This is a genomic window from Paenibacillus sp. JJ1683, from assembly GCF_053006485.1.
Map to the genome: position 1 here is coordinate 30,505 of NZ_CM129820.1, position 25,867 is coordinate 56,371.

Annotated in this window: 26 protein-coding genes; 25 read left to right on the top strand and 1 reads right to left on the bottom strand. The window is 48.0% G+C overall.

Annotation, left to right across the window (positions count from 1 at the left end):
- Nucleotides 1-53 precede the first annotated feature (53 nt).
- From ACUC6J_RS00140 to ACUC6J_RS00190, 11 genes are all read left to right on the top strand, one after another.
- Entirely contained in the window at nucleotides 54-1,202 is a 1,149-nt protein-coding gene (locus tag ACUC6J_RS00140; RefSeq protein ID WP_016818924.1) for a 3D domain-containing protein, read from the top strand.
- Between the two features lie 146 nt (nucleotides 1,203-1,348).
- A complete protein-coding gene (rnmV, locus tag ACUC6J_RS00145) occupies nucleotides 1,349-1,894 on the top strand; it encodes a ribonuclease M5 (RefSeq protein ID WP_016818923.1) in 546 nt (181 codons plus the stop codon).
- Between the two features lie 7 nt (nucleotides 1,895-1,901).
- On the top strand, nucleotides 1,902-2,786 hold the full coding sequence (gene rsmA, locus ACUC6J_RS00150; protein WP_016818922.1) for a 16S rRNA (adenine(1518)-N(6)/adenine(1519)-N(6))-dimethyltransferase RsmA: 885 nt from the start codon (nucleotides 1,902-1,904) through the stop codon (nucleotides 2,784-2,786).
- Between the two features lie 55 nt (nucleotides 2,787-2,841).
- Nucleotides 2,842-3,738: a sporulation peptidase YabG gene (gene yabG, locus ACUC6J_RS00155; RefSeq protein WP_025363644.1), complete on the top strand. Its 897-nt coding sequence runs from the start codon at nucleotides 2,842-2,844 to the stop codon at nucleotides 3,736-3,738.
- Between the two features lie 199 nt (nucleotides 3,739-3,937).
- A complete protein-coding gene (gene veg / locus ACUC6J_RS00160; protein ID WP_013308120.1) occupies nucleotides 3,938-4,219 on the top strand; it encodes a biofilm formation stimulator Veg in 282 nt (93 codons plus the stop codon).
- Between the two features lie 165 nt (nucleotides 4,220-4,384).
- Nucleotides 4,385-4,564: a small, acid-soluble spore protein, alpha/beta type gene (locus ACUC6J_RS00165; RefSeq protein WP_007428013.1), complete on the top strand. Its 180-nt coding sequence runs from the start codon at nucleotides 4,385-4,387 to the stop codon at nucleotides 4,562-4,564.
- A 144-nt stretch (nucleotides 4,565-4,708) separates the two neighbouring features.
- Nucleotides 4,709-5,563, top strand: a complete 855-nt coding sequence (gene ispE, locus ACUC6J_RS00170) for a 4-(cytidine 5'-diphospho)-2-C-methyl-D-erythritol kinase (RefSeq protein WP_016818920.1) — start codon at nucleotides 4,709-4,711, stop codon at nucleotides 5,561-5,563.
- Between the two features lie 180 nt (nucleotides 5,564-5,743).
- On the top strand, nucleotides 5,744-6,583 hold the full coding sequence (gene purR, locus ACUC6J_RS00175; protein WP_013368673.1) for a pur operon repressor: 840 nt from the start codon (nucleotides 5,744-5,746) through the stop codon (nucleotides 6,581-6,583).
- Between the two features lie 163 nt (nucleotides 6,584-6,746).
- Nucleotides 6,747-7,034 (top strand): septation regulator SpoVG, encoded by a 288-nt coding sequence (gene spoVG / locus ACUC6J_RS00180; RefSeq protein ID WP_007428016.1) that lies wholly within the window; start codon nucleotides 6,747-6,749, stop codon nucleotides 7,032-7,034.
- Nucleotides 7,035-7,379: 345 nt separating this feature from the next.
- The gene (gene glmU / locus ACUC6J_RS00185) at nucleotides 7,380-8,777 is read left to right on the top strand and encodes a bifunctional UDP-N-acetylglucosamine diphosphorylase/glucosamine-1-phosphate N-acetyltransferase GlmU (protein WP_447249585.1); all 1,398 of its coding nucleotides are present in this window, start codon (nucleotides 7,380-7,382) and stop codon (nucleotides 8,775-8,777) included.
- A gap of 59 nt (nucleotides 8,778-8,836) precedes the next feature.
- Nucleotides 8,837-9,790: a ribose-phosphate diphosphokinase gene (locus ACUC6J_RS00190; RefSeq protein ID WP_013308125.1), complete on the top strand. Its 954-nt coding sequence runs from the start codon at nucleotides 8,837-8,839 to the stop codon at nucleotides 9,788-9,790.
- A gap of 68 nt (nucleotides 9,791-9,858) precedes the next feature.
- On the opposite strand, the gene ACUC6J_RS00195 is transcribed toward ACUC6J_RS00190, so the two are convergent.
- Nucleotides 9,859-10,059, bottom strand: coding sequence for a hypothetical protein (locus ACUC6J_RS00195; protein ID WP_013368676.1), 201 nt, complete (start codon nucleotides 10,057-10,059; stop codon nucleotides 9,859-9,861).
- A gap of 74 nt (nucleotides 10,060-10,133) precedes the next feature.
- Here ACUC6J_RS00195 and pth point away from each other — a divergent pair, with 74 nt between their 5' ends.
- The 14 genes from pth (at nucleotide 10,134) to spoIIE (ending at nucleotide 25,859) form a co-directional block, all read left to right on the top strand.
- Complete coding sequence (pth, locus tag ACUC6J_RS00200; RefSeq protein WP_016818918.1) at nucleotides 10,134-10,694, top strand: aminoacyl-tRNA hydrolase; 561 nt, start codon at nucleotides 10,134-10,136, stop codon at nucleotides 10,692-10,694.
- 86 nt (nucleotides 10,695-10,780) lie between these two features.
- Nucleotides 10,781-11,011, top strand: coding sequence for an anti-sigma-F factor Fin family protein (locus tag ACUC6J_RS00205; RefSeq protein ID WP_007428020.1), 231 nt, complete (start codon nucleotides 10,781-10,783; stop codon nucleotides 11,009-11,011).
- Nucleotides 11,012-11,145: 134 nt separating this feature from the next.
- The gene (gene mfd / locus ACUC6J_RS00210) at nucleotides 11,146-14,673 is read left to right on the top strand and encodes a transcription-repair coupling factor (RefSeq protein ID WP_016818917.1); all 3,528 of its coding nucleotides are present in this window, start codon (nucleotides 11,146-11,148) and stop codon (nucleotides 14,671-14,673) included.
- Nucleotides 14,657-15,775 carry a peptidylprolyl isomerase gene (locus tag ACUC6J_RS00215; RefSeq protein ID WP_414085899.1) on the top strand — a complete coding sequence of 373 codons (1,119 nt, stop codon included), beginning with the start codon at nucleotides 14,657-14,659 and terminating at the stop codon, nucleotides 15,773-15,775. The genes mfd and ACUC6J_RS00215 overlap by 17 nt, the downstream gene beginning before the upstream one ends.
- Nucleotides 15,776-15,942: 167 nt before the next feature.
- Complete coding sequence (gene spoVT, locus ACUC6J_RS00220) at nucleotides 15,943-16,485, top strand: stage V sporulation protein T (protein WP_013368681.1); 543 nt, start codon at nucleotides 15,943-15,945, stop codon at nucleotides 16,483-16,485.
- A gap of 139 nt (nucleotides 16,486-16,624) precedes the next feature.
- On the top strand, nucleotides 16,625-18,283 hold the full coding sequence (locus ACUC6J_RS00225) for a putative polysaccharide biosynthesis protein (protein WP_044787824.1): 1,659 nt from the start codon (nucleotides 16,625-16,627) through the stop codon (nucleotides 18,281-18,283).
- Nucleotides 18,284-18,450: 167 nt separating this feature from the next.
- A complete protein-coding gene (locus ACUC6J_RS00230; RefSeq protein ID WP_090891338.1) occupies nucleotides 18,451-19,950 on the top strand; it encodes a bifunctional methyltransferase/pyrophosphohydrolase YabN in 1,500 nt (499 codons plus the stop codon).
- 333 nt (nucleotides 19,951-20,283) lie between these two features.
- On the top strand, nucleotides 20,284-20,556 hold the full coding sequence (locus ACUC6J_RS00235) for an HU family DNA-binding protein (RefSeq protein WP_007428028.1): 273 nt from the start codon (nucleotides 20,284-20,286) through the stop codon (nucleotides 20,554-20,556).
- Nucleotides 20,556-20,834, top strand: coding sequence for an RNA-binding S4 domain-containing protein (locus tag ACUC6J_RS00240; RefSeq protein WP_016818913.1), 279 nt, complete (start codon nucleotides 20,556-20,558; stop codon nucleotides 20,832-20,834). The genes ACUC6J_RS00235 and ACUC6J_RS00240 overlap by 1 nt, the downstream gene beginning before the upstream one ends.
- Nucleotides 20,835-21,012: 178 nt before the next feature.
- Nucleotides 21,013-21,297, top strand: coding sequence for a sporulation protein YabP (yabP, locus tag ACUC6J_RS00245; RefSeq protein ID WP_013368685.1), 285 nt, complete (start codon nucleotides 21,013-21,015; stop codon nucleotides 21,295-21,297).
- Nucleotides 21,294-21,872 carry a spore cortex biosynthesis protein YabQ gene (yabQ, locus tag ACUC6J_RS00250; RefSeq protein WP_019685738.1) on the top strand — a complete coding sequence of 193 codons (579 nt, stop codon included), beginning with the start codon at nucleotides 21,294-21,296 and terminating at the stop codon, nucleotides 21,870-21,872. Before yabP ends, yabQ begins: the two co-directional genes overlap by 4 nt.
- A gap of 4 nt (nucleotides 21,873-21,876) precedes the next feature.
- Nucleotides 21,877-22,206, top strand: a complete 330-nt coding sequence (locus ACUC6J_RS00255; protein WP_013368687.1) for an FtsB family cell division protein — start codon at nucleotides 21,877-21,879, stop codon at nucleotides 22,204-22,206.
- A 123-nt stretch (nucleotides 22,207-22,329) separates the two neighbouring features.
- Nucleotides 22,330-22,845 carry a S1 domain-containing RNA-binding protein gene (locus tag ACUC6J_RS00260; RefSeq protein ID WP_013368688.1) on the top strand — a complete coding sequence of 172 codons (516 nt, stop codon included), beginning with the start codon at nucleotides 22,330-22,332 and terminating at the stop codon, nucleotides 22,843-22,845.
- Nucleotides 22,846-23,351: 506 nt separating this feature from the next.
- The gene (gene spoIIE / locus ACUC6J_RS00265) at nucleotides 23,352-25,859 is read left to right on the top strand and encodes a stage II sporulation protein E (protein ID WP_441227786.1); all 2,508 of its coding nucleotides are present in this window, start codon (nucleotides 23,352-23,354) and stop codon (nucleotides 25,857-25,859) included.
- Nucleotides 25,860-25,867: the final 8 nt, after the last annotated feature.

A 25,867-nucleotide genomic window follows, 5' to 3' on the forward strand; every position in this document is an offset into this window, starting at 1 on the left:
CGATCAACTATGTCTTACTCCAGACGGCGGGCTATGTAAGGAGGACGGAGGAAATGGGCATTTTCCGAAAAGAGGAGACCCATGAGTCACGCTCATCCAGCATGTCTTACGTATTACGTTGGAAGCAAGAGAATGTGCGCCAGGCTGCTTTGGTTGCTATTTTTCTAATCGCACTAACGATTATGATTTCAATTCTGATGTACACGCAATCAAAAAAACAAGTCTTTTTTGTCATCGATGGTAAGGCATCTGCGGTAGAAACCCGGGAATCCAAGCTCCAAGATTTGCTCAATGAGCATTCTATTTCACTTCAGCCGCATGATACAATTTCCATGCCGCTAAATGGAGCAGTACAGGATGGGGATCGCGTAGTCATCAAACGTGCCAATCAGGTTAAAGTATCCTCAGGCAATAAGACGAAAAAGCTGTACACAACAGAAAATACAGTAGAGGGTGCCATTCGCACTTCGGGCTATAAATTATCATCAACGGATAAAGTTTACCCTGCGTTGGATGCCTCTGTTTCAGCTAACATGGACATAAAAATCGTCCGTGTGAAGAAACAGCAGGTCGAACAGAAAAAACAAGTGCCTTATCAGGTCATCAAAACGGCAGATCCAAGTCTCTATAAAGGCGATAATCGAGTCATTCAAAGTGGCAAATCGGGTGTGGTAGTCCAGCATGTTCAAAAGGTATACCATGATGGAAAATTGGTATCCAAACAGCTGGTCAACAAGGAAGTCGCACAGAATCGTGTGGATAAGGTAATTGCGGTAGGAACGAAGAAAAAACCGGTCGTTCTAGCTGCTTCCATCGGCCCTAAAGATGCAGTTAAGGCTACAAAGGTTAGTTCGGGCAGTGCTGTCCGTAAAGCAGGTATTAATTTTAATTATAGAAAAGTTTTACAAAACGTCTCCATGACGGCGTATTCCGCACAAGAGCCAGGTATCGGTACACGTACCGCCTCCGGCACACGTGTCACGGAAGGACGCACCATCGCTGTCGATCCGAGTGTAATTCCAATCGGGTGGTGGGTGTATATTGAAGGGGTGGGCTTCCGCCGTGCGGAGGATACCGGTGGCGCGATTAAAGGCCACAAAATCGATGTGTATTATGAGAGTTTGAGCCGGGCCAACCAATTTGGTCGTAAGCACGGTAAAACCGTATATGTTATCGGACCTGTAAAGCCGGAAATCAACTAAAACAGGTTGTGTATGTTGAGGACAATGCGATAGTATTAACAACATAGTTATGCCATGCTAAGAAGAGGATACCCTCTTCTTATTTTGTTTTCAAAAGCAGGGAAAGATAAATATATGTTGCTGTGTAGCAGTGGAGGGAAACGAAGATGATCAAGGAAGTGATCGTGGTGGAAGGCCGGGATGATACGGTAGCCATTCGCCGTGCTGTCGAAGCAGATACGATAGAAACTGGCGGTTCAGCCATTAATAAAATGACGCTGCGGAAAATTGCATTGGCGCAGGAACGGCGGGGGGTCATTATTTTAACTGATCCCGATCATGCAGGGGAGCGTATCCGTAAAATCATCGCCTCCAAGGTACCCGGCTGCAAGCAGGCTTTTATACCTGAGGCAGAGGCGACGCGCAAAGGGGATATTGGCGTAGAGAATGCCTCCCCGGAAGCCATCAGACACGCTCTCGCGCGGGTACATACGACAGTGGAAGGTGCCGAACCGCTGATTGAATGGGCGGACCTGATTGACGCTGGACTTATTACCCATCCCAATGCTGCTGCACGCCGTATGGCCTTGGGGAATGTACTGGGTATTGGCTATTGTAACGGAAAGCAGCTACATAAGCGGCTCTCTGTATTTCAGATCAGCCGTGAGGAATTTGCCAGTGCGCTGGCACAAATCGAAAGTGAAGGATTGTGATATCCGTATGACAGGGATTCAAGATATAGCAACACCGCGGCGTACGAAGGAGATTATTCAAAAGCACGGTTTTTCGTTCAAAAAGAGCTTGGGACAAAACTTTTTGATTGATCAAAATATTCTGAGCAAGATCGTAAATGCTGCCGGTTTGGATGATACAAAGGGTGCGCTTGAGATCGGTCCGGGGATTGGAGCTTTGACTGAAAAATTGGCGCAATCGGCTAAGGCAGTTACCGCTGTCGAGATTGATCAGCGGCTGCTGCCCATTCTTGAAGAAGTGCTGGCCCCTTACGATCACGTAAAGGTTCGTCATGGAGACGTATTGAAGCTGGACTTGCGTGAGGTGTTCGCAGTCGATTTTGCAGACGTGAGCAAAGTGAGTGTCGTCGCTAATCTGCCGTATTACGTCACTACACCGATTCTGATGCGTCTACTGGAGGACAAGCTTCCTTTGGAGAATATCGTCGTTATGATTCAAAAGGAGGTGGCTGAGCGCATGGCTGCGTCTCCTGGTACGAAGGATTACGGCAGCTTAAGCATAGCCGTGCAATATTACAGCGAGCCTGAGTTAGTCTGTACGGTGCCGAATACAGTATTTATTCCTCAGCCGAATGTTGATTCGGCAGTTATTCGGCTGCGTGTACGAGAAGTTCCTCCGGTGGAAGTGGTGGACGAGAGGCATTTCTTTGAAGTGGTTCATGCCGCCTTTGCCCAACGTCGTAAAACCATTTCAAATAACCTAAAAAGCCGCTTCTTCACTAAAGAGAACAGGGACACGCTGGAGCCGCTGTTGCAACAAGCTGGTATTGAGCCTTCCCGTCGAGGGGAAACGCTGAGTATCGAGGAATTTGCGCGTCTCAGCGCCGTGCTGTTAGAGGCTGGAATATCCTAAATTGGAACCAAACTGTGCATTCACCCATACGATATAGGAGGGGTGATACAGTGTGATGAGTTTAGGAGACTTGGTCGTTCGGAAATCGTACGGCGGTGATGTCACGTTTCGCGTTGAGGACATCCAGCGGGATAAAGCGATCATTAAGGGGACGGAATTTCGGCTACTGGCTGATTCCCCGGTGAACGATTTGGTCAGAGTGCCGGCAGACCAGGTTAGCGGTAAGACTCAACAGGCCCACATTAAGGCCGGGGAGTCTCTTAATCTTTTGCAACGGGCACGCCAGCAGCAAGCTGCCCGTAGCCAGGCGGCTCTGATTGGAGAGTGGAGTGATCCGGTGGAGTCAACGTATTTTGAAATGCCAGGAAAGGTTCTTCATCTGGATGGAGACCCTGGCTATTTAAGGAAATGTCTCAGTCTATATGAACAGCTCCGTGTTCCCGCAGAGGGACATCACGTTCACGAATCGGCAATGGCGGATACGTTATACCGACTGCTTCCCCGCATTCGTCCTGATATTGTAGTCATCACTGGACATGATGGTGTGCTAAAGCAACCGCAGCCTTATGATTTGTACAGCTTGAAAAGCTACAAGAATTCGCAAAATTTTGTGGCAGCGATTCAGGTAGCGAGACAATATGAGCGTCATCTGGATTCACTGACAATTGTAGCGGGTGCGTGCCAGTCCCATTTTGAGGCGCTGCTGCGTGCTGGAGCCAACTTTGCCAGTTCCCCAGGGCGTATCTTGATTCACGCTCTGGACCCCGTTTACGTGGCTGCCAAGGCCGCATTTACTTCAATCCGTGATACGGTCAATATGGGAGACTTGTTTCACCAGACCATCAGTGGCAGCCGCGGAGTGGGTGGAATTGAAACAAGGGGAAGCTACCGCATCGGTTTGCCGAAGCTTGAAAATTTGTCAACGCTTAAAGTAACGCCTTCAGCGATCTGAGATTCAAATGTGTATGATGGGATTTATCTGAACAAAAGCCTCTTTTTAGAGGCTTTTTGTCATTTTTTATGTATATTATTCCTGTTCGCAAAAAATTAAATTGACAACTTATTTTTCGTGTTGTTATAATATTTAGCTTGATTTGACAATCCCTCTAAAATTCGTTATAATGGACAAGGAAAGAGGTGGTCGTTAGGCAATGGCTAAAAATACGCTGTTGGAAATCAAACGCAGTCTCGACGCACATGTAGGGCAAAAGATTTTGCTGCGGGCTAACGGCGGACGCCGTAAGACCGTCGAACGAACTGGTGTCTTGGAAGAAACGTACCCTTCTGTTTTTATCGTCAAGCTGGATCAGGAGCAACAGACGTTTAAACGTGTCTCCTACAGCTATGCTGACATTCTTACCGAGTCGGTGGAGGTCAGTGTATATGATCCCGACTCTCACACAAGTGTAGTCGAATATTTCGAAACACCTTAATTCTTTTTTACGTGATTTATACCAGCTTTGCAGGTTTAACGGCGACCTCGTCATTTTTAATGGCGGGGTCGTTTTGTATTTGCAGAGCAGGATGAAGCATGATATCTCTGCACATACTAAGGCGGGAATGATCTTCCTTATTCCATTGCCGAAGGAGGCGTATGCATGAGCCGAAGAAGACGGAGTGTTATGTCGGAAGAGCTAAAGTACGAACTAGCCAAAGATCTGGGGTTTTACGACACGGTCAAGGAAGAAGGCTGGGGAGGCATTAAAGCCAAGGATGCGGGCAATATGGTCAAGCGGGCCATTCAGCTTGCGGAGCAGGCGGCTTCTCGCAAATCGTAGCTCTCGGTGGTGCTGATGAAAAGCGGGGATATCCGGGGTCATACCGGGGCATCTCCGCTTTTTTGAACCTCATGACTTGACAGGCTGAGTCTGATATAATATGTTAAGCTGTCTTGAGGGAAAAGTTGAAGGTGGGTGAACGCCTTGAAAATATATGAAAAAGCACCGGCGAAAATTAATTTAATGCTTGATGTTCTACGTAAGCGGGATGATGGTTATCACGAGGTCGAAATGATCATGACTATGGTTGATCTATCCGACCGATTGACGATGTCCGAGTTACCGCGTGATACCATTATCATTTCAAGTCAAGCCGGGTACATACCATTGGATGAAAAGAACTTGGCTTTTCAGGCTGCGCGTCTGATCAAAGAACGTTATAACGTGTCTACAGGCGTCCATATCCATCTGGATAAGCATATCCCGGTGGCTGCAGGATTAGCAGGCGGAAGCAGCGATGCTGCTGCAGCATTGCGTGGACTGAACAAGCTGTGGAAACTCGGTATCTCGGATGCGGAATTAAGGGTACTGGGTGCTGAATTGGGTTCAGACGTACCTTTCTGCATTACAGGGGGCACAGCTTTAGCGAGCGGGCGCGGAGAACTGCTCAAGCCACTGCCGAATCCGCCACAATGCTGGGTGATTCTCGCCAAGCCGCCGATTAATGTTTCGACGGCTGAAGTGTATGGTCGTGTCAAAGCGGATCAGATTACGTACCACCCGTCTGCCCGGCAGATGGAACAGGCGATTCGTAACGCTTCTTTTACCGATGTATGCAACGCCCTGGGTAATGTACTGGAGGATGTGACATTAAAGCTGTATCCAGAAGTGGAGCATCTTAAAAACTCCATGATCCGTTTAGGAGCAGATGGCGTGCTGATGTCAGGCAGTGGACCTACAGTGTTCGGGTTGGTATCTAAGGAAGCCAAAGTGCCACGGATCTATAACGGACTAAGAGGCTTTTGTAAAGATGTATACGCAGTACGACTTTTGACCTGATTTTAGATATTTTCTTCATATTATAGTGGTAATTGTTGTACAAATACGTACGAAGATGATATATTTACTATTAAATATTCGGATTTTACTATATCACTTACATTCCGCCAGCAACCGGCCAGTCCGCCGGTGCTTTATGTACGAAGCGGGCGGCAGGAGAATAGATCGCGAGGAATTGTTGTGAAAAAACTTAAAAGAAGCTCACGATTGGTGGAAATGACACAATTTTTGTTGTCACGGCCGCATACATTGGTGCCTCTTACTCATTTTGCAGATCGATACGGGGCAGCTAAGTCGTCGATAAGCGAGGATCTAGCTATTATCAAAGAAGTATTTGAGGATGAGGGTACTGGCGAGCTTCTGACACTGGCGGGAGCAGCAGGGGGCGTCAAGTTGATCCCACGGCTCTCCAAGCAGCATGCGCTTGCGTTTGCGAATGACTTGTGCGCGCAACTGGAGCAGCCTGATCGCATATTACCGGGAGGGTACCTATATTTATCCGATTTGCTGGGCCAACCAGCGATGATGAACGAAGCAGGTAAAATATTTGCGACCGCTTTTGCCGATCGTCAGATTGATGTGGTTATGACTGTAGAGACGAAGGGCATTCCGCTCGCATATGCAACCGGAGCACAGCTTAATTTGCCAGTCGTGCTTGTACGACGTGACCATCAGGTGACAGAAGGCTCAGCTGTAAGTATTAATTATGTTTCTGGATCACAAAAGAGCCTGCATACGATGTCTTTATCCAGACGTGCAATGCGTGAGAAATCGCGTGTGCTCATCGTAGATGATTTTATGAAGGCTGGCGGCACGATACAAGGAATGGTTGACTTGTTAGCAGAGTTTGATGCTGAGGTAGCTGGTGTCGGTGTTCTGGTAGAGTCGGGCGAGGTAGAGAACGAAGAGCGCCTGTTGCACGATTATATTTCACTGGCAAATCTGACCGCAGTCGATTCTCGAAGTAAGCAAATTACAGTCAAGCTGGGTAATTATTTTGATGAGTTAACAGGGCAGTAAATTGTCACAATTCATCATAAAATACCTAAATATGTCGAAAAGAAATCTTTTCAAAAAAATTACCTGAATTTAGGATACGAATTGTCCAAAAAAAGAAGGAATTCGAAATGCTGTGTGGAATGTATACACCAAGTCCTATTTGGAAAAAGGTGGTGAAACACACATGCAGATTACGGATGTTAGACTCCGCCGAGTGAACTCAGAAGGAAGAATGAAGGCGATTGCATCCATTACAATTGATAACGAGTTTGTTGTTCATGACATCCGAGTTATCGACGGTAACAACGGGATGTTCGTAGCTATGCCAAGCAAACGAACCCCTGACGGAGAGTTTCGCGATATCGCTCACCCGATATCTTCAGGAACTCGTGAAAAGATTCAAGCTGCTGTATTGACTGAGTACGAACGTGCAGCTGTTGATGAAGAAGTTGCTATTGAAGAAGGCGCTTAATTCGCCTAAAGCAGGATTGGGGTACAAAAGAAAAAGAGAGCCACTAACTGTGGCTCTCTTTTCTTTTTGTCTGGAATGAGATATATTCTTTAGTGAGTTAACAGTCAGTTTTAAGGCAACTTGGAGCCATCCGGGCTGCCGAAGCGGCTTTTTCATAAGACAGGGACTAGGCAGCGATGCGTCCTGGGGATGAACGTCCAGCACAAGCTGGCCTGAAAAAATAGCCATTAACCAAAGGTTCGCCGTTATTTTTCAGGAGGATTGTGAAAAGTTAAGCAAAATCTGATCTGGGAATTAACGTTTTAGCCGAGGGGTAACTGTTATTTTCAGGATAGGAGGTTGGACTTGTTGGAAAGGTTGGCAGTCATTCTTGCCGCAGGGCAGGGAAAACGTATGAAATCCAAATTATATAAAGTTCTGCATCCGGTGTGCGGAAAACCGATGGTCGGACATGTGCTCGACACGGTTCGTGCAATCGGTGTGTCCCGCAGTGTAGTCGTCGTGGGTCACGGAGCAGAGGCGGTACAGTCTTATTTGGGACCGTCGGCAGAATATGCGCTTCAGGCAGAGCAACTGGGAACGGGCCATGCTGTCAAGCAAGCCAAGGACCTGCTTGGTCAGGAGCAGGGCACCACAATTGTCATTTGTGGAGATACTCCGTTGATCACAGCGGAAACGCTGGAAGGTTTGGTACAACTGCACGAAAGCCGCGGAGCGGCTGCAACGATTCTGACCGCCGAGTTGGACGACCCGAAAGGATATGGACGAGTTATTCGTGATACTTCCGGGGCCGTGCTTAAGATCGTGGAACAGAAGGATTGTTCACCTGAGGAAGATGCTGTCCGTGAGATTAACACAGGAACGTATTGTTTTGACAATGCCAAGTTATTCGCAGCGCTGGACAAGGTAACGAACGCCAATGCACAGCAGGAATACTACCTGACCGATGTCATTGGTATTTTGCATGGCGAAGGTGAGAAGGTTGAGGCGTATTTGACAGATGACGTGTCGGAATCTATCGGTGTAAACGACAGAGTTGCTTTGTCGGTTGCTGAAGGTTATATGCGCGAGCGTATCGTTCGCAAACATATGCTGAATGGTGTCACCGTCATTGATCCGTCTTCTACCTACATCGGAAGCGATGTTGTCATTGGTTCCGATACAGTATTGTACCCAAATACATGGCTGTATGGTCAAACACAAATCGGAGAAGATTGTGTGATTGGCCCGCAGGCCGAGATCAAGAATACGATTATCCACTCAGGAGCAACAGTGAAACATTCGGTGTTGAACGAAGCGGAAGTGGGAAGCAGTACATCTGTAGGTCCGTTTGCTTATCTGCGTCCAGGCGCGAAGCTTGGCGAACATGTGAAGATTGGTGATTTTGTAGAGGTGAAAAATGCGACCATTGGAGATCATTCCAAGGTGTCTCATTTGAGCTATGTCGGTGATGCCAAGGTGGGTACAAACGTAAATATTGGCTGCGGGGCAATAACGGTTAATTATGATGGATATAATAAATCCATTACAGAAATTGAAGACGATGCCTTTATTGGCAGCAATGTGAATCTGATCGCCCCGATTAAGATTGGAAAAGGTGCTTATGTTGTCGCAGGCTCCACTGTAACACATGCTGTCCCTGATAACGACCTGGCCATTGCCAGACCACGTCAAGAGAACAAAGCCGGATATGCGGACAAAATCCGCGCGCGTGCCAAAGCAAAGAAAAAAAGATCGGAATGACCTTAATCAGCAAGCTGTTGAATCTGTAATGAATGAACCAGCACGGAGGGTTTCTATTAATGACTTATTGCGATTCCAAACTCAAAATATTTACTTGTAACTCCAATCCGAAGTTAGCCCACCAGATTGCGGACTACATCGGAATCCCAATGGGGGAATCCCATACCACATCGTTTAGTGACGGTGAAATTCAGGTTAAGCTGTCGGAAAGTGTTCGCGGCTGCCATGTGTATATTGTACAGTCCACTTGTCTGCCAGTTAACGACAACTTGATGGAGTTATTGGTTATGATTGATGCACTTAAACGCGCTTCTGCCAAAAGTATCAATGTTGTTATGCCATATTACGGTTATGCTCGTCAGGATCGTAAGGCTCGTTCGCGTGATCCAATCACGGCGAAACTTGTCGCTAACTTGATTGAAAAGGCGGGGGCTCACCGCGTAATCAGTATGGATTTGCATGCGATGCAGATTCAGGGATTCTTTGATATTCCAGTTGATCATATGCTGGGAGCGCCAATTCTGGCCCAATATTTCCGTTCCAAGCAAATTGAGAACCCGATTGTCGTTTCACCCGATCATGGTGGGGTTGTTCGTGCGCGCAAGCTGGCGGACTTCCTGAGTGCGCCGCTCGCTATTATTGATAAGCGTCGTCCAGAACCAAATGTCAGTGAAGTGATGAATATCATCGGGAACATTGAAGGTAAGACGGCTATTTTAATTGATGATATCATTGATACAGCCGGAACGATTGTATTGGGTGCAAATGCGCTTAAAGAAGGCGGCGTAAAAGATGTGTATGCATGTTGTACACATGCCGTGCTGTCCGGTCCTGCGATGGAAAGACTGGAGAATTCGCCATTAAAAGAGGTGGTTGTGACGGATACGATCCCGATCGTTCACCCAAATCCGACAAGCAAGCTGAAGGTACTGTCTGTGGCTCCATTAATGGGAGAAGCCATCATCCGTGTGCATGAAGAATTGTCGATCAGCAAACTGTTTGAAATCGAATAAGCGCTGGCTCATTAAAAAAGGGGTTGCTTTTTCCATATGGAAAAGGTAACCCCTATCAGCATGTCAGGCTAAAAGCCTGGCCGAGATATGAATGTGAAGCGTTGACGATTGTATAGTGTGTCCTCGATTTCGACGAAATGCTCATTAAAACGCGCAACGATGCCAATTTGAACATGTACATTCCCGTCATAAATTTGGACAGGAACGGAATGTTTTAAATGATATAGAAAATGGCTGTCATATAAGAGGATATCACCTTGATTGAGCATATCGGCACGCACCTTCCTGTTCACTAAAACTATTTTACCAAAAAATCAAGACTTCGAAAGAGGTGTCAAGGCTAATGAAGTGGATTGTAGGATTGGGCAACCCCGGTCCCCAATACGAGAAAACGAGACATAATGTCGGATTTATGGCCTTAGATGCACTTGCCTCACGCCATAATATCCAGATTACCCAAAGCAAATGTAAGGCATTGATTGGTGAGGGGCACATTGGTGGCGTGAAAACGGTATTGATTAAGCCTATGACATATATGAATCTCTCAGGCGAGTCTCTACGTGCATACATGGACTACTATAAGGCCGATATGGAAGATCTGATTGTCGTTTACGATGATCTGGATACAGAGGTCGGTAAAATAAGACTGCGTTATCAAGGTAGCGCAGGCGGGCATAATGGCATTAAATCGATCATTCAGCATACAGGGACGCAATCCTTCAACCGGATTCGCATGGGCATTTCTCGCCCAGAGCCTGGACATGCTATTGTCGATTATGTTTTGGGCACCTTTCCAAAGAAGGAAAAGGAACTATTGACCGGAATGATAGAAGATACGTGCAACGCTTTAGAATACAGTCTGAATCATCCGTTTGAGCGGACGATGGCTGAATTCAACAAGTAAGTTCTGACGTAGGTAGACGGGCTTAAATGGAAGATTGTTGGACATACTGAAAGGTATAGAAAACTTTCAGGAGGCATATACATTACATGGTTGTTAATTATGTATGCAGACATTGTCGAACTTTCTTAGGGCGAATTGACTCCGCTGCAATAACCGAAGAAAGGTTGGGCTTCCATTCCTTGACCCCTGCTGAACGTAGAGATATAATAGCGTATAATTCGGGTGGTGAGGTGACCGTTAAGGTCATTTGCGAGCATTGCAGTCAGGCACTGGAGAATAATCCGGAGCTGAGTCTGCTCGTAAACCCGCTCCAATAACAGGTATTCAACTGGTCTGATGTACCAGCTTGAGAGGTGAAGCGGCAATTCCGCTTATGGAGCCTTGGCAGCATTGCTGAGGCTTCTTTTTCGGTTTACATGTAACTATTTATAAGCATAAAGGGGTGCCTTTTTTGTTACAAGCACTTATTCAGGCTTTTACGAAGGATGCTGATTATGCATCCATTGCGGCAGGTATTTCCTCAGGCATGAAGGAACAGCTGATATCAGGCTTGTCAGGCTCTTCAAGACAGGTCCTGATGGCCGCACTTGCTGAAGATACTGGACGACCGTTAATGGTCATGACGCACAATATGTTTGCCGCTCAAAAGATAGCAGATGATTTGCAGGAAGCGCTTTCTCCTGATCAGGTTTTATTGTATCCAGCTAACGAGTTGGTAGCTGCTGAAGCAGCCATATCCAGTCCAGAGACGTTATCCCAACGAATTGATGTATTGATCCGATGTGCCCAGGGTTTTCGTGGGGTTGTTGTCGTGCCGTTTTCTGGAGTCCGGCGTCTACTACCAATCCCGGAAACATGGCGTGAGGCTCGTGTTGAGCTGAAAGAGGGAGAAACGATTCAGCTGGAAGCATTTTTGCTGCATATGGTGGAGATGGGATACCAGCGTGTAGAGCGTGTTGAATCCCGCGGGGAGATGAGTGTACGCGGGGGAATTGTTGATTTTTATCCAATGACAACCCGATGGGGCTATCGTGTGGAGTTGTTTGATGATGAAATTGACTCCATCCGTATGTTTGATCCGCAAGATCAGCGTTCGGTTGAAAAGGTACAGGAAGTTACTGTAACGCCATGTAAGGAAGTTATTGCAAGCCACCAGCGTATGGATCAAGCTGCTGATGCCGCTGCTCTGTTGTTGGAGGAACAGCTGGACAAAATGACAGATCGTCAGGCTAAGCAGCATCTGAAAGAGGAAATTCATCGTGAAATTGAGCTGCTGCGGGAGCATGTGTATTTTGACGAAATCTATAAATATATCTCCCTGCTGTATCCTGAACGCAAAACCTTGGCTGATTATATGCCGGAAGATACGATTCTAATCATTGATGAACCAGCACGGATGCTAGAAACAGCCAGGCAGCTAGAGCGGGATGAGTCTGAATGGAATTTGCATTTGCTTCAAAACGGTAAAACTCTACCGCAACTGGAGCTATCGGATAACTCGGATAATCTGCTGTATAATCGGAGATTTCAAACGCTGTTCCTGTCGATCTTTCTTCGCCAGGTTCCGCATACACAGCCGCAAAATATTTTGAATTTCATCTGCCGTGGCATGCAGGATTTCCACGGTCAAATGAATGTACTCAAGGCAGAGATGGATCGTTGGCGCAAGGCAGGCACACAGGTTATGATGCTGGCGAGCGGAGATGAACGTCTGGATCGGATGCGGCGAGTGCTTCAAGACTACGGTATTGATGAGCCGACGATGGCGATTGGTAATCTGCAAAGCGGTTTTGAGATGCCGTCTATTCATCTGGCGGTGATTACCGAGGGTGAGATGTTCTCCCAGAAGCAGCGGAAAGCACGTAAGCAGGGGCGACATGTAGACAATGCAGAGCGGATTAAGAGCTATAGCGAGCTGAAGGTGGGCGATTATGTCGTACACCAAAATCACGGAATCGGGAAGTACATGGGAATCGGTACGCTGGAGGTTGGCGGTATCCATAAGGATTACATGCATATCCTCTATGCGGGCGGAGATAAGCTGTCTGTACCGATTGAACAAATTGATCTGATTCAGAAGTATGTGGGCTCCGAGGACAAGGAACCCAAGATTTACAAACTGGGCGGCAATGAGTGGACACGTGTTAAAAGTAAGGTGCGCAGCTCGGTTCAGGACATCGCAGATGACTTGATCAAGCTATATGCGGAAAGACAGTCAGCACCAGGCTTTGCTTTTGAAAAGGATTCACCAGAACAGCAGGAATTTGAGGATATGTTCCCGTATGATGAGACACGTGACCAGATTCGGGCTATTGAAGAAATTAAAAAGGACATGGAGCAGAGTCGTCCGATGGATCGTTTGCTGTGCGGTGACGTAGGCTACGGCAAGACTGAGGTGGCTATTCGTGCTGCTTTTAAGTCTGCTATTGAGGGCAAACAAGTGGCTGTGTTGGTACCGACGACGATTTTGGCACAACAGCACTATGAGACTTTCCGTGAGCGCTTTTCCGGGTATCCGTTCAATATTCAGGTATTGAGCCGTTTCCGCTCGCGCAAAGAGCAGAATGAGACGACCAAGGGAGTTCGACAAGGTACGGTGGATATTGTCATTGGTACTCACCGTCTACTTTCCCAGGATCTGGTGTTCAAGGATCTGGGGCTGCTTATTGTCGATGAAGAGCAACGTTTTGGCGTAACGCACAAAGAAAAGCTGAAAAAACTGAAAACGAATGTAGACGTGTTGACACTAACGGCTACACCTATTCCCCGTACGCTGCATATGTCCATGCTGGGTGTACGTGATTTGTCAGTTATTGAGACGCCACCAGAAAACCGTTTTCCAGTGCAGACCTATGTAGTTGAGCATAGCCAGACTCTAGTTCGCGAGGCCATTGAACGCGAGATGGCACGTGGAGGACAGGTGTACTACCTGTATAATCGCGTACAGGGGATTCAGGAGATGGCTGCCGAGATCAATGCACTTGTCCCAGACGCCAAGGTGGGCGTAGGTCACGGACAGATGTCTGAAACGGAACTGGAGAAAACCATTTTGGATTTCCTGGATGGTGAATATGATGTACTGGTTAGCACGAGCATTATCGAAACCGGTGTGGATATCCCCAATGTGAATACACTCATTGTGCATGATGCTGATAAAATGGGGCTTTCCCAGCTTTATCAGCTGCGTGGGCGTGTAGGCCGTTCCAATCGGATTGCCTATGCTTATTTCACGTACCAGCGAGATAAGGTGCTTACAGAGGTGGCGGAGAAGCGGCTTCAGTCTATCAAAGAATTTACGGAGTTGGGTTCTGGGTTCAAGATTGCAATGCGTGATTTGTCCATCCGCGGAGCGGGTAACTTACTTGGCGCCGAGCAGCACGGATTCATCGCTTCCGTTGGTTTTGACCTTTACTCGCAAATGCTGGCTGAGGAAATCAACAAACGTAAAGTCAGTGTGCTTGGAGAAGAGGATCAATCCAACCGGAATTGGAGTACATCGATTGATTTGGGTGTCGATGCTTACCTGCCGGGAGATTATATTTATGACAGCATCCAGAAGATTGAGATTTATAAGAAGGTTGCAGCGGTCAGTACCTTTGATGAGGCTTCCGAACTGGAGGACGAACTGGTCGACCGATTTGGCGATCTGCCAGAGGCTGTTCGTCATTTGCTTGCCGTGGCTCGCCTTAAAGTATATGGACGGATGTATGGAATCGAGTCCATTGTGCAGCGGGATGACAATATAGTGCTGAAATTCCATGAAGGTCGTCAGCACGCGGTTCAGACGGCCAAACTTGCCGAGATTGGCAATCGCTTTGAAAGACGTGTACAATTTGAACAGGGCACTTCTATGAGCGCACGCATAAAGGGCAAAGGTCTAAATGATCCACAGTTGCTAGAACTGCTGGAGCAATTTTTGAGTGCATTGAAAGAAGCATTCACATTGAAGGAGGAACTGCAAAATGCCACAACTAAATAAAAGAAAACCTTGGAGAATGCTCTCCTTGGGCATGGCAGCGTTGCTAGCTATATCGGTGCTGGCAGCATGTACAAAGCAAGCGGATGAGAATAAGGTCAAGGATGAGCCGAAAGACAACAGCAAGGTTGTCGTGACCTATAAGGGTGGAACGATTACCGAAAATGAGTTCAACCAAGAAATCAGCATGATGAAATTTCTGTACCCAGAGTATGAGGCTGCTTTAGCTTCTGATCAGGTACGTGAGCAAATTGTAAAGCAGGAAGTAGTGTACAAGCTTTTGGCGGCCAAAGCGGACGATAAAGCCAAGGAAGAGGGCGCCAAACAAGGGAACGAGCAGTTGGAGCAGTATAAAAAGTCGGTCGGCGAAGATAAGTTTAAGACATTTCTGAGTGATCAGAAGCTGACCGAACAAGGTGTGAAAGATTACTTCACGCGTGTCATGACGGTAATCAACAGCGAAACCAATAAAGTAACGGATGATCAGCTGAAACAGGAATTTGAGAAAAATAAAGATCAATTCACGACAGCAACCGTGCGCCATGTATTGATTAATTTCGAAGATCCAAAAACTAAGAAACAGCGCACAAAAGAGGCTACTCTCAAGCTCGCCAAAGAAGTAAAGACGAAGCTGGACGGTGGAGCGGATTTTGCGACGATTGCCAAGAAGTATTCGGAAGACCCAGGTTCCGCATCTAATGGGGGGCTGTATGAGAATGCATCTGTAGCACAGTGGGTACCTGCTTTTAAAGACGCTGCCGAGACTCAACCGATTAACAAAATTGGTGAGCCTGTGGAAACAGAATACGGATATCACGTGATCAAAGTGGAGTCCCGCAATGAGCCAACATTTGATAAATTGAAGGACAACGAGAAGGCTGCCCTGAAAAATAAATTGGCAGGGGAAAGTATCCAAAACTTTACCGAAAATGATTTGGCGAAGCTTGATTTGAAAATCAATCTGCCGAAGGCACCTGCTACGCAAGAGAAAAGTGGTGCAACGTCCGGTGCGGGCAGCACAACTACACCGAGCGGAACAACAAGCGGTACGGGCGATAGTAAAGCTGGAACAGCCAAAGATGGAGCTGCAAACGAAGGTAAATAACTGAACATGCATAAGGAATTGGGAACAGATGAATACTATGGTCAGATATCACCATAAACACCATGACCGCGACGTTCTTCGTGACCGCTTCTGGGGGAGTGGAAGCGTCTTTCGATACCGTCAGTAGTTTACTAAATTCTTCTTGAGAAAGTGGGGCAACATGTGAAATGAAAGCTACTGGTATTGTTCGCCGTATTGATGATCTTGGGCGGGTAGTTATTCCAAAGGAAATTCGCCGCACCTTGAGGATTCGTGAAGGAGATCCGCTAGAGATTTTTGTGGATCGTGACGGAGAAGTCATTTTGAAAAAGTATTCACCTATTGGTGAACTTGGTGATTTCGCCAAAGAATATGCTGAGTCCCTGTTTGAAAGCACAGGCCATATTACGATGATTACCGATCGTGACACCATTATTACGGTGGCTGGAGGCTCGAAAAAAGAGTTTCTGGACAAGCAAATCGGTAGCATTATCGAAGGTAGCATGGATAATCGCAAGACTGTGCTGGAGACAGCCAGCGGCTCTTATGAGCTGACGCGAGACCACGAAGAAACACTCTCGTCCTTTGTGACGGCTCCCATTGTTTCGGGTGGTGATCCCATCGGCTCTGTTATATTGTTGAACAAGGATGAAAATGTAAAAATGTCCGAAATGGAGGTCAAGATGGCTGAAACAGCCGCTGGCTTCCTGGGCAAACAAATGGAACAGTAACACCCCGTTTCACCCCTGTATGACGTACAAAACGGACAAAGCCGTTCAACGTTGTACAGGGATTTTTTTCTTTCCGGGAGAAGAGACGGTATAATAGGACTCGTAAAAATGTTTATCCAGGTGGGAGTGGAGACGGAGAATGCAGGAAAATCGCGCCGCTTCGCGGCTGCTACGGGGTGCTGTCATTTTGACAATGGCAGCGGTAGCAAGCAAGCTGATCGGCACATTGCAAAAAATCCCGCTGCAAAATATTGGCGGCGACGGCGTGTTTGGCATTTATAATACGGTTTATCCTTTTTATACGCTGTTCATTACCATTGCAGCTGCTGGATTCCCGGTGGCTGTATCCAAATTTGTAGCTGAGTATGAGGCTGTGGGGAACCGGGCAGCAGGGCAACGTGTTGCCCTGCTATCTTCGCTTGTATTGGGCATATTCGGATTGATTCTGGGGCTGCTGATGTATACGTGTGCGCCGCTAATCGGCCAGTGGATCGACAATGCTCACGTCATTCCATCGGTGAGGGCGGCAGCGGTTGCCTTCTTGTTCGTGCCGGTTATGGCGGGACTGAGAGGCTATTTTCAAGGTTTGCAAAATATGATTCCAACGGCAGTCTCCCAAGTGACGGAGCAGGCGATACGGGTAAGCGTGATGATCATATTGTTGCTGTTCATGCTGTCACAAGGAGCAGGGGCGGATATGATAGCCGCTGGAGCAGTGTTTGGCTCAGCAGCAGGCGGAGCAGCGGGCTTGGTGATCATGCTGTTGTATTGGCGAGGTCACAAAAAGAGACTTAGGCGGCAAGAGACGGCAATGACAACAGTGCAAGCCCAGACTGGTGAGCTTCACCCAACGGAAAGCAACGGCGCTTTGCTAAAGGCGCTGCTACGTTATGCCTTGCCTGTTTGCCTTGGAGCGCTGGCCGTTCCGTTAATTAACCTGGTAGATACATTTACCGTCCCTCGCTTGTTAAAGCAAGAGGGCTTGGACGATACGGCGGTTATGGTGGCCTTCGGCGTGTACAACCGGGGGCTTCCGCTAGTACAGCTGGTCATGATGTTTGCCACCACATTGTCGGCATTGTTCATACCCTCGCTGGCTGAGGCTCGGGTAACCGGAGGTACGGAGCTGGCACGTCGTCAGTGCGAGCAATCGCTACGCTGGTTTTGGTTGTTGGGACTAGCCGCTGCGACAGGTTTGATCGTGCTGGCCGTGCCCGTCAATGTGATGCTGTATGCAGACGACACTGGCAGCACGGTGATGCGCTGGATGGCGCTGACCGCCGTAGGAGGTACGCTCAGCATCATCTCGGCTGCGCTACTGCAAGGGCTTGGCGCGGTTCGTGCGCCAGCTCTGGCGATGCTCGCGGCCGCAGCAGCCAAGGCGCTGCTAAACTGGCTGCTCGTGCCGCAGCTAGGCACGGCTGGTGCCGCCATTGCGGGGGCTGTCGCCTATCTGCTGGCGGCAGTGATCAACATCGCGCTGCTGGCCCGCTTGGTGGGGCTGCGCGGGAGCTGGTCCGCCAGTGTACTCAAACCGGCGGCATTGCTTGTCGCCTTGGCTGGTGCAGCCGGGGCGGCGATGTGGGGCACCAGTGCTGTGCTGGGTGCCTTGGGATGGGCTGCCGGAGGTCGTGCCACGGCAGCGGCGGAGAGCCTGCTGGGAGTAGCTGCAGGCGCTGTGGTGTTCGTGATCGGCCTCGCACGCTTGAGGTTGATCACGGAAGCCGAGCTTGTGGCAGTGCCCAAGCTCGGACGCCCGCTGGCAGCCGTGCTGCGCAGACTGCGTGTACTGGCTTAGCCGGGGTTATACGACTTGCCGCGCGACAGCTGCGCAAGCCATTTTATGAGCCTATACAACTTTGTGGTATAGTAAATGCCAAAGCAAAGGAAGCGGAAGCTGGATTGGATTGCGCCGGGTGTTTTTTCCGAGCATGAATCCTGCTTTTGCGGAACGGAGGATTGGATATGAGCGTAACATTAACGATCGTAGGTCTGGGCTCGGGAGATCCCGATCAGCTTACGATAGGGATATTGAATAAAATGCGGGGGGCTTCAGCGCTATATCTGCGAACCAAGGAACATCCGGCGGTTCAAGTGCTGGATGAGTTTGAAGTGGCCTTTGAGTCATTTGATGCGGTATATGAGACAAAGGAATCTTTTCCAGAGGTATACGAGGAAATTACCAGTCAATTGATGGCAACAGCTGCTAAGGCGGCAGACGGAAGCGAAATCGTCTATGCGGTTCCCGGTCACCCGATGGTGGCGGAAGCAGCGGTGCAGTTGCTCAAGGAGCGTTGTCCTGCGCAAGGGATTGAACTAAACATCTTGGGGGGCGAAAGTTTCCTGGATGAGGCTTTTGTGCGTCTTGGTTTTGATCCGATTGAGGGTTTCCAGCTGTTGGATGCAGGTACACTGGATGCGAGCTGGCTCCAGCCTCAGTTGCACACGCTGATCGGACAGGTATATGACACTTTTACGGCTTCCGATGTGAAGCTGTGCTTGATGGAGCGGTATCCTGACGATTATGAGGTGTATGTCGGCCACGCGCTTGGGGTAGAAGGTGAGGAAGCAGTCCACAAGGTGCCGCTGTACGAGCTGGATCGAGTAGAGGGCTACGGGAACCTATCCTTGGTGTACATACCTCGCAGTGAGGATGAGGCGCTGAAACGGCGTTCTTTTGACCGTCTACATGAGATTGTCGATATTTTGCGCAGTCCAGAAGGATGTCCATGGGATCGCGAACAGACACATCAATCGATCCGCAAAAATCTGATCGAGGAAACGTATGAGGTCATTGAAACTATAGATGAGGATGATCCTGAGCACATGAAGGAAGAGCTCGGCGATCTGTTGTTACAAATTTTGCTGCATGCCCAAATGGAAGAGGAAGTCGGAACCTTCAATGTCTATGATGTGATCCAAGGGCTGAACGATAAGCTTATTTTCCGTCACCCGCATGTGTTCGGTGATAATCAAGCGAATGATGCGGAAGAGGCGCTGCAAAACTGGGAACAGATGAAGGCTGAGGAAAAACGACTTAAAGGTACAACGGCAGCAGACTCTTCCGTGCTGGATGGGGTTCCCCGTGATCTACCTGCTCTTATGAAATCGTACAAGCTCCAGAAAAAGGCAGCTAAAGTAGGCTTTAACTGGGATAGCATTGAAGGCGTGTTTGATAAACTGGACGAAGAAGTGGCTGAGTTGAAGGAAGCGGTTCGGGAAGGGCATTCCGTGGAAGCTCAGTTGCTGGAGTTGGGCGATGTGTTATTTGTTGCCGTGAATGCAGCCCGGTTCATGGAAGTAGATCCAGAGGAGGCGCTGTCAGCCACTAATCGCAAATTTGTGAGCCGTTTCCAGTATATTGAGCAGAAATTACGCGAGCAGGGACGTCGTCCCGAAGACAGCAGCGTAGATGAAATGGAGACCTACTGGCAGGAAGCGAAAAAGCTCCTTGACAGAAATTGATTCCATAGATTTGATCTTTGGCTGTATGGGCCAGTAAAATGAGACATAAGCAGGGTTGAAAACACGCCCAGCTTGAGCAGACTTGCCAATGGGCAGAGTTTTGTAGTAGGATGTTGGCTTAACTGGGGGTCGAATAAAAAACGCCTGTCATTGCAGGATTTTTAAGGACAAGCCCGAATAACTTGTAATAATTCTGAAAATAACTGTAGCCTATAGTTAACATGTTACAGTAGTATTCAGAAAGGCTACGGCCACAGTTGGACCTCACGTCTGCTCCATTTATGGATATGTAGCGTGATGATTATTTTTTGACATTTAGGAGGCTTTTATCTTATGAACAAGACAGATCTGATCAACAATATTTCCAGCAAAAGCGGTTTGAGCAAACGTGACGTTGAAGCTGTATTGAATGGCGTACTTGGTGAAATTACAGATGCACTTGCGAGTGGCGACAAAGTACAACTGATCGGCTTTGGTACTTTCGAAACGCGCAAGCGTTCTAGCCGTACAGGCCGCAATCCACAAACCGGCAACACGATTGAAATTCCAGAATCGACCGTTCCTGCTTTTAAAGCCGGTAATAAGCTTAAAGAAGCCGTTAACTAATGCGTCTTGATAAATTCTTGAAAGTCTCGCGGCTGATTAAGCGTCGTACAGTAGCCAAGGACGTCTCTGAACAAGGGAGAGTGCTGGTGAATGGACGCGAAGCCAAGCCGAGCAGTGCGGTCAAAGTGGGCGATGAAATTACCGTCCAATTTGGCCAGAAGCTGGTGACCGTGCGAGTGGAACGGCTCGCCGACACTACACGCAAGGACGAGGCTGCAAGTATGTACACTTTGGTAAAGGAAGAGCCTATTGCCAGGGACAACGGTTTGAACTGGTAAGCAGACATCTGATTTTCTCATAACGTTGTACATAGAAGCATTCCTTCATATCTTATGAAGGGATGCTTTTTCTTTTGGATGATGAGCTTTCGTCTAATATATGCTCGTGAATAACCAATGCGGTTCTAAATCATGCCCACCCCTTCATAAGCTAAGAACAGAAGGAGGGGTACATGCCATGATTGAACAAGGGAAGTCCAAGCACCATGATCTGCGCATGCAAAGCCGCAAGCAGCTCGACATTTCAGGCGTCAGCAATGTGGAGAGCTTTGACAGTGAAGAGTTTTTGCTTCAGACCGAGCTGGGCCATCTCACCATTCGCGGACAACATTTACATATCAAAAACCTCAGTCTGGAAGAGGGGCTGCTGTCCATTGAAGGTCTGATTACTTCCCTCGTCTACCTAGAGCCTGGGGCCCCGGCCAAAAACGGAAAAAGCCTATTCGGCAAGCTCTTCAAATGAACCCTTACACACAATGGCTGACATTGACGTGGATGCTATTGTCGGGCATAGCGATGGGAGTGGTATTTGACAGCTACCGGGTGCTGTCAATCCGCTTTCATTTTGCCCGTTGGAGTGTTCATATGTTGGACGTGCTGTATTGGGTGGCCTCGGCTTTGTTTATTTTCCGTGTGCTATACGCGAGTAATCGCGGTGAGCTGCGGTTTTATGTCTTTTTAGGACTACTTTTGGGGGTTTGGCTCTATTTTTGGGCCTTTAGTGTTACAACCCAACGTTTTGTGGTAATGTTAATAGAGATCGTTCGCAGACTGACGTTGATCGTGAACAGCATACTGCGCATCCTGATTGTTCTTCCGGTGTTAGCGCTGTATCGGCTGTTACGCAAGCTGGTCGGATGGACATGGGCACTTATTGTGTTCCTAGGAAGGATGCTGATATACATCCTGATGCCGGTTTGGAAGCCGATTCTTTGGTTGATCCGTCCGCTTATAGCGCGCTGGAAGACGCCAGATCTGCTCATAAAGCTAGGTATCAGACTGAAAAATACAGCAAAAAGATGGTTTGGAAGGGGGTAGTATCATGCGTAATTCGTCTGTAGATCGCCATTCATCTCCTACGTCCAAGTCCAATGCGGGCGGGCGCAGGCGAATCATGATTTGGTTGCTATCGCTTGCCGCCTTTGGTAGTTGGGCCATATTCACCTTTTTTTCTCAAGGCATGATCATGGCCGATCGAAGTGAACAGCTCACCCAGAAGGAAAAACAGAAGCAAGCTGCTACACAAACGGAACAACAGCTTCAAACCGAAGTGAATCGTCTCAAGGACCCTGAGTACATTGGAGAAATTGCTAGAAGCAAGTACGGTCTTTACAAACCGGAAGAGACGCCAATCATCGGAGATCAAAAATAGAGGCATTATCGGGCCAATGCTTAGTTGACCTTGGTTCCGCCATTTTGTATAATCAAATCACCACAGCGGGATTTTTTTGCAAAAAAATCGGTTGTATATTTTAAGGGAGGATCATTTTATTCTATGGCAATTGAAGTGGGCACCAAGTTAGAGGGCAAAGTGACAGGCATCACGCATTTTGGAGCATTTGTGGATTTGTCTGGAGGTGTCACGGGTCTCGTTCACATCTCGGAAATCGCCGATAATTATGTTAAGGATGTTAACGACCACCTGAAGATTAATGATGTTGTGACGGTGAAAGTCATTAATGTTGACAAAGATGGCAAAATCGGACTTTCCATTAAGCAAACGATTGATAAGCCGGCAAGTGAAGCCCGTCCCCCAAGAGCTCCAAGACCGGAGCGTACAGGAGGACCAGGCGGAGGAGACCGTTTTGGCGGCGGAGGTTCAGGTCCAAGTCAGGGACGCGGTGGTGGTTTCAACCGCGATCGTGGAGGCCGTTCTTTCAAGCCTGCACCGGGTAAACCTTCATTTGAGGATAAAATGTCACGCTTCCTGAAAGATAGTGAGGAACGCATTTCGTCGCTGAAAAAGAACACCGAAGGTAAACGCGGAGGACGCGGCGCGAAGCGTGTTTAATTCACTTTGACAACCGTATCAACCATACACGGAAAACCGTACAGTCGAAAGACTGCTACGGTTTTTTTGCGTTCTACCGACAAGAGATGCGACAAGCTGTGGCTGCGGGCAATACATTTGGGCGGAGGTGTACAGGCACATTTTTAAGATTAGTAGTTTCATGAAGAAGAGAAGAAGCATCGTACTGAAATGTTGGATGTTTTTTTTGTCGTGTGGACATAATCGTCCGACAAACTCCAACGGTTTTCCGTCTATCTTCTGTGCAAATCGCTAGTCTGGGCATCAGGGTGGACGACATACAGAGGCCGTGCAAGGCGTGGAGTGATACAACTTCCATCTGCTTCCATACGGGCGCAGCTTGATGTACAGGGGGATGCTCTGTCCTTTCGCGCGGCACGTTTTTTTGTCGGAAATTTCTTGGAATAAGACGTGAGGTTCTGACAAACTTTCTCAATCGTTCCGGTTTAAGATGAGAACATCAAATTGATGAATGGGGTGCCTGACGCATGATGGAGAAATGGAACGTGGTACATTTTCCGGGGTTAAAATCTAGAAAGTCCAAATCCAAAGAGCGTATGGAAGGTTGGCCTTCCAGACTCAAGAAACGGCTCGATTCACATAAAATGGTGCAATGGGTAACCGCGCAAAGATGGATGCTGCTATTGTCAGCTATGGGAGTTCTACTGGGACGCGCCACTATTTTGGACGAGCTTTCTCCTTTTGCCCTCGCTTATTTTGCGGTCATTACGTTCCTTCGGCGTGATCTAATGCTGCCTGTAGCTGTATCCGTTGTGCTAGGCAGCCTATTAGCTCCTTACCCATCGTTGTTCATGATTGGTGGTGAGCTAATTGTATTTTATCTCCTGTATCGCGGGCTACGTACCTTCGATCGTCTGGAATTATCCTATGCCCCGCTTATGGTCTTCTTGTCTGTGTTTATGGTCAATTTATTTAACGCCGTGATGGCTCCGGCTTTTACATGGTATGAGCTTGTCATTGTGGGAACGGATGCGGTGCTCAGTTTTATGCTTACATTGGTGTTCACACAGGCCATACCGCTGTTTACGTACCGCAAGAAGGCAAGCCAATTGAAGAACGAAGAAATTTTGTGTCTGATTATTCTATTAGCCTCTGTGATGACGGGAGCAGTAGGATGGACCGTTCATTCACTGTCTGTCGATCATGTGCTTTCACGATATTTGGTCTTGGTGTTTGCTTTGGTGGGAGGTGCTTCGTTGGGTGCTTCGGTCGGTGTGATTACCGGTTTAATTTTAAGCCTGGCCAATATGTCCGCAATTGTGCAGATGAGTCTACTTGCTTTTGCAGGTTTGCTGGCAGGAATGCTGCGTGAAGGGAGAAAAGGTGCAGTGGCCCTTGGCATGCTGTTGGGCTCCTCCATTTTGACGATCTATTTGGATGGGACTGGGGACGTGTTGACATCAACTTGGGAGAGCTGCGCGGCAATTCTATTATTTTTAATGACTCCAAAAAGTTTCTTTAAAGCGGTTTCTACCTATGTCCCTGGTACGCAGGATCACGCCAAGTCCCAGCATGAATATGCCAAAAGAGTTCGTGATCTCACTGCCGAGCGGGTGACGAAATTTTCCCGTGTATTCAGCCAGCTATCGCGCAGCTTCCATCAGATATCTGCGAGTGAGGGAGCAAAACCGGACGGAGAAATGGAACACTTTATGAATGCGGTGGCGGAAGCAACCTGTGCCTCTTGCTTTAAGTGCGAGCAGTGCTGGGACGGCAAGTTTATGCAAACCCATCAGTATATGACGGAAATGATGAGTGCCATTGAGGATAATCCTGATTTGGAGCCGGAGCAGATGCCGCCACAATGGAGCAAGGCATGTGCCAAGACGGGCGCTGTCCTGCAGGTAATGAAGCAGCAGTATAGTCTCTACCAACATAATATGCAGTGGAAGCGCCAAGTATACGATAGTCGTCAGCTTGTTGCTGACCAGCTATCCGGTGTATCGCAAATTATGGAGGATTTAGCGCGGGAAATTCAGCGAGAAGGGCAGACCATGCATCGGCAGGAAGAGCAAATCCGAGAGGCTCTTGATCGACTCGGCTTGTCCATCCAATCCATTGAGATTATTAGCCTGGATGCAGGTCAGGTTGAAATAGAGATTGTCCATGCCTATACAAGGGGATTTGATGAATGTCGGAAAATCATTGCTCCACTGCTGTCGGACATACTGGACGAGCATATAGCTGTCATGCGCGAAACGGCGGCAGATCGCCGCCAAGGCTTGGCTACAGTCATGTTCGGCTCTGCTAAAACGTATGAGATTGCTACAGGAGTGGCTAGTGCGGCCAAAGGAGGCGATTTCTTCTCAGGAGACAGTTATAGCATGATGGAGTTAGGGAATGGGACTTTCGCAGTCTCTTTAAGTGACGGTATGGGGAACGGAGAGCGTGCGCAGCAAGAGAGCAGTGCAGCACTTAACATTTTGGAAGAACTACTGCAATCAGGTATGGACGAAAAATTAGCGATCAAGTCGGTTAACTCTGTCCTGATGCTCCGATCACCTGAGGAAATGTATGCTACGGTGGATATGGCGCTGATTGATCAGTATACGGCCCGGACAACCTTTATGAAGATTGGATCTACACCGAGCTTTATTAAAAGAGGGGAGGAGGTCATTCCCGTATCTGCCAGCAATTTACCGATTGGCATTATACAGGATATCGAAGTTGATTTGGTGTCACTGCAACTCCAGCCAGGAGATATTCTCATTATGATAACAGACGGTATATACGATTCACCGGGTTATGCAGTCAATAAAGAAATATGGATGAAACGCATGATTCAAGAGATTGAAAGTGAGGACCCGCAGGAACTGGCCGATTGTTTGCTAGAACGGGTTATTCGATATCAACAAAATCAAATCTATGATGATATGACTGTAGTTGTTAGTAAAATTGATCACTTTCGCCCAGAGTGGGCCACCCTTCATGTACCTGGCATGAGGTGGTTGGAACGTCCGCGGACGGTGAGCTAGACTGACAT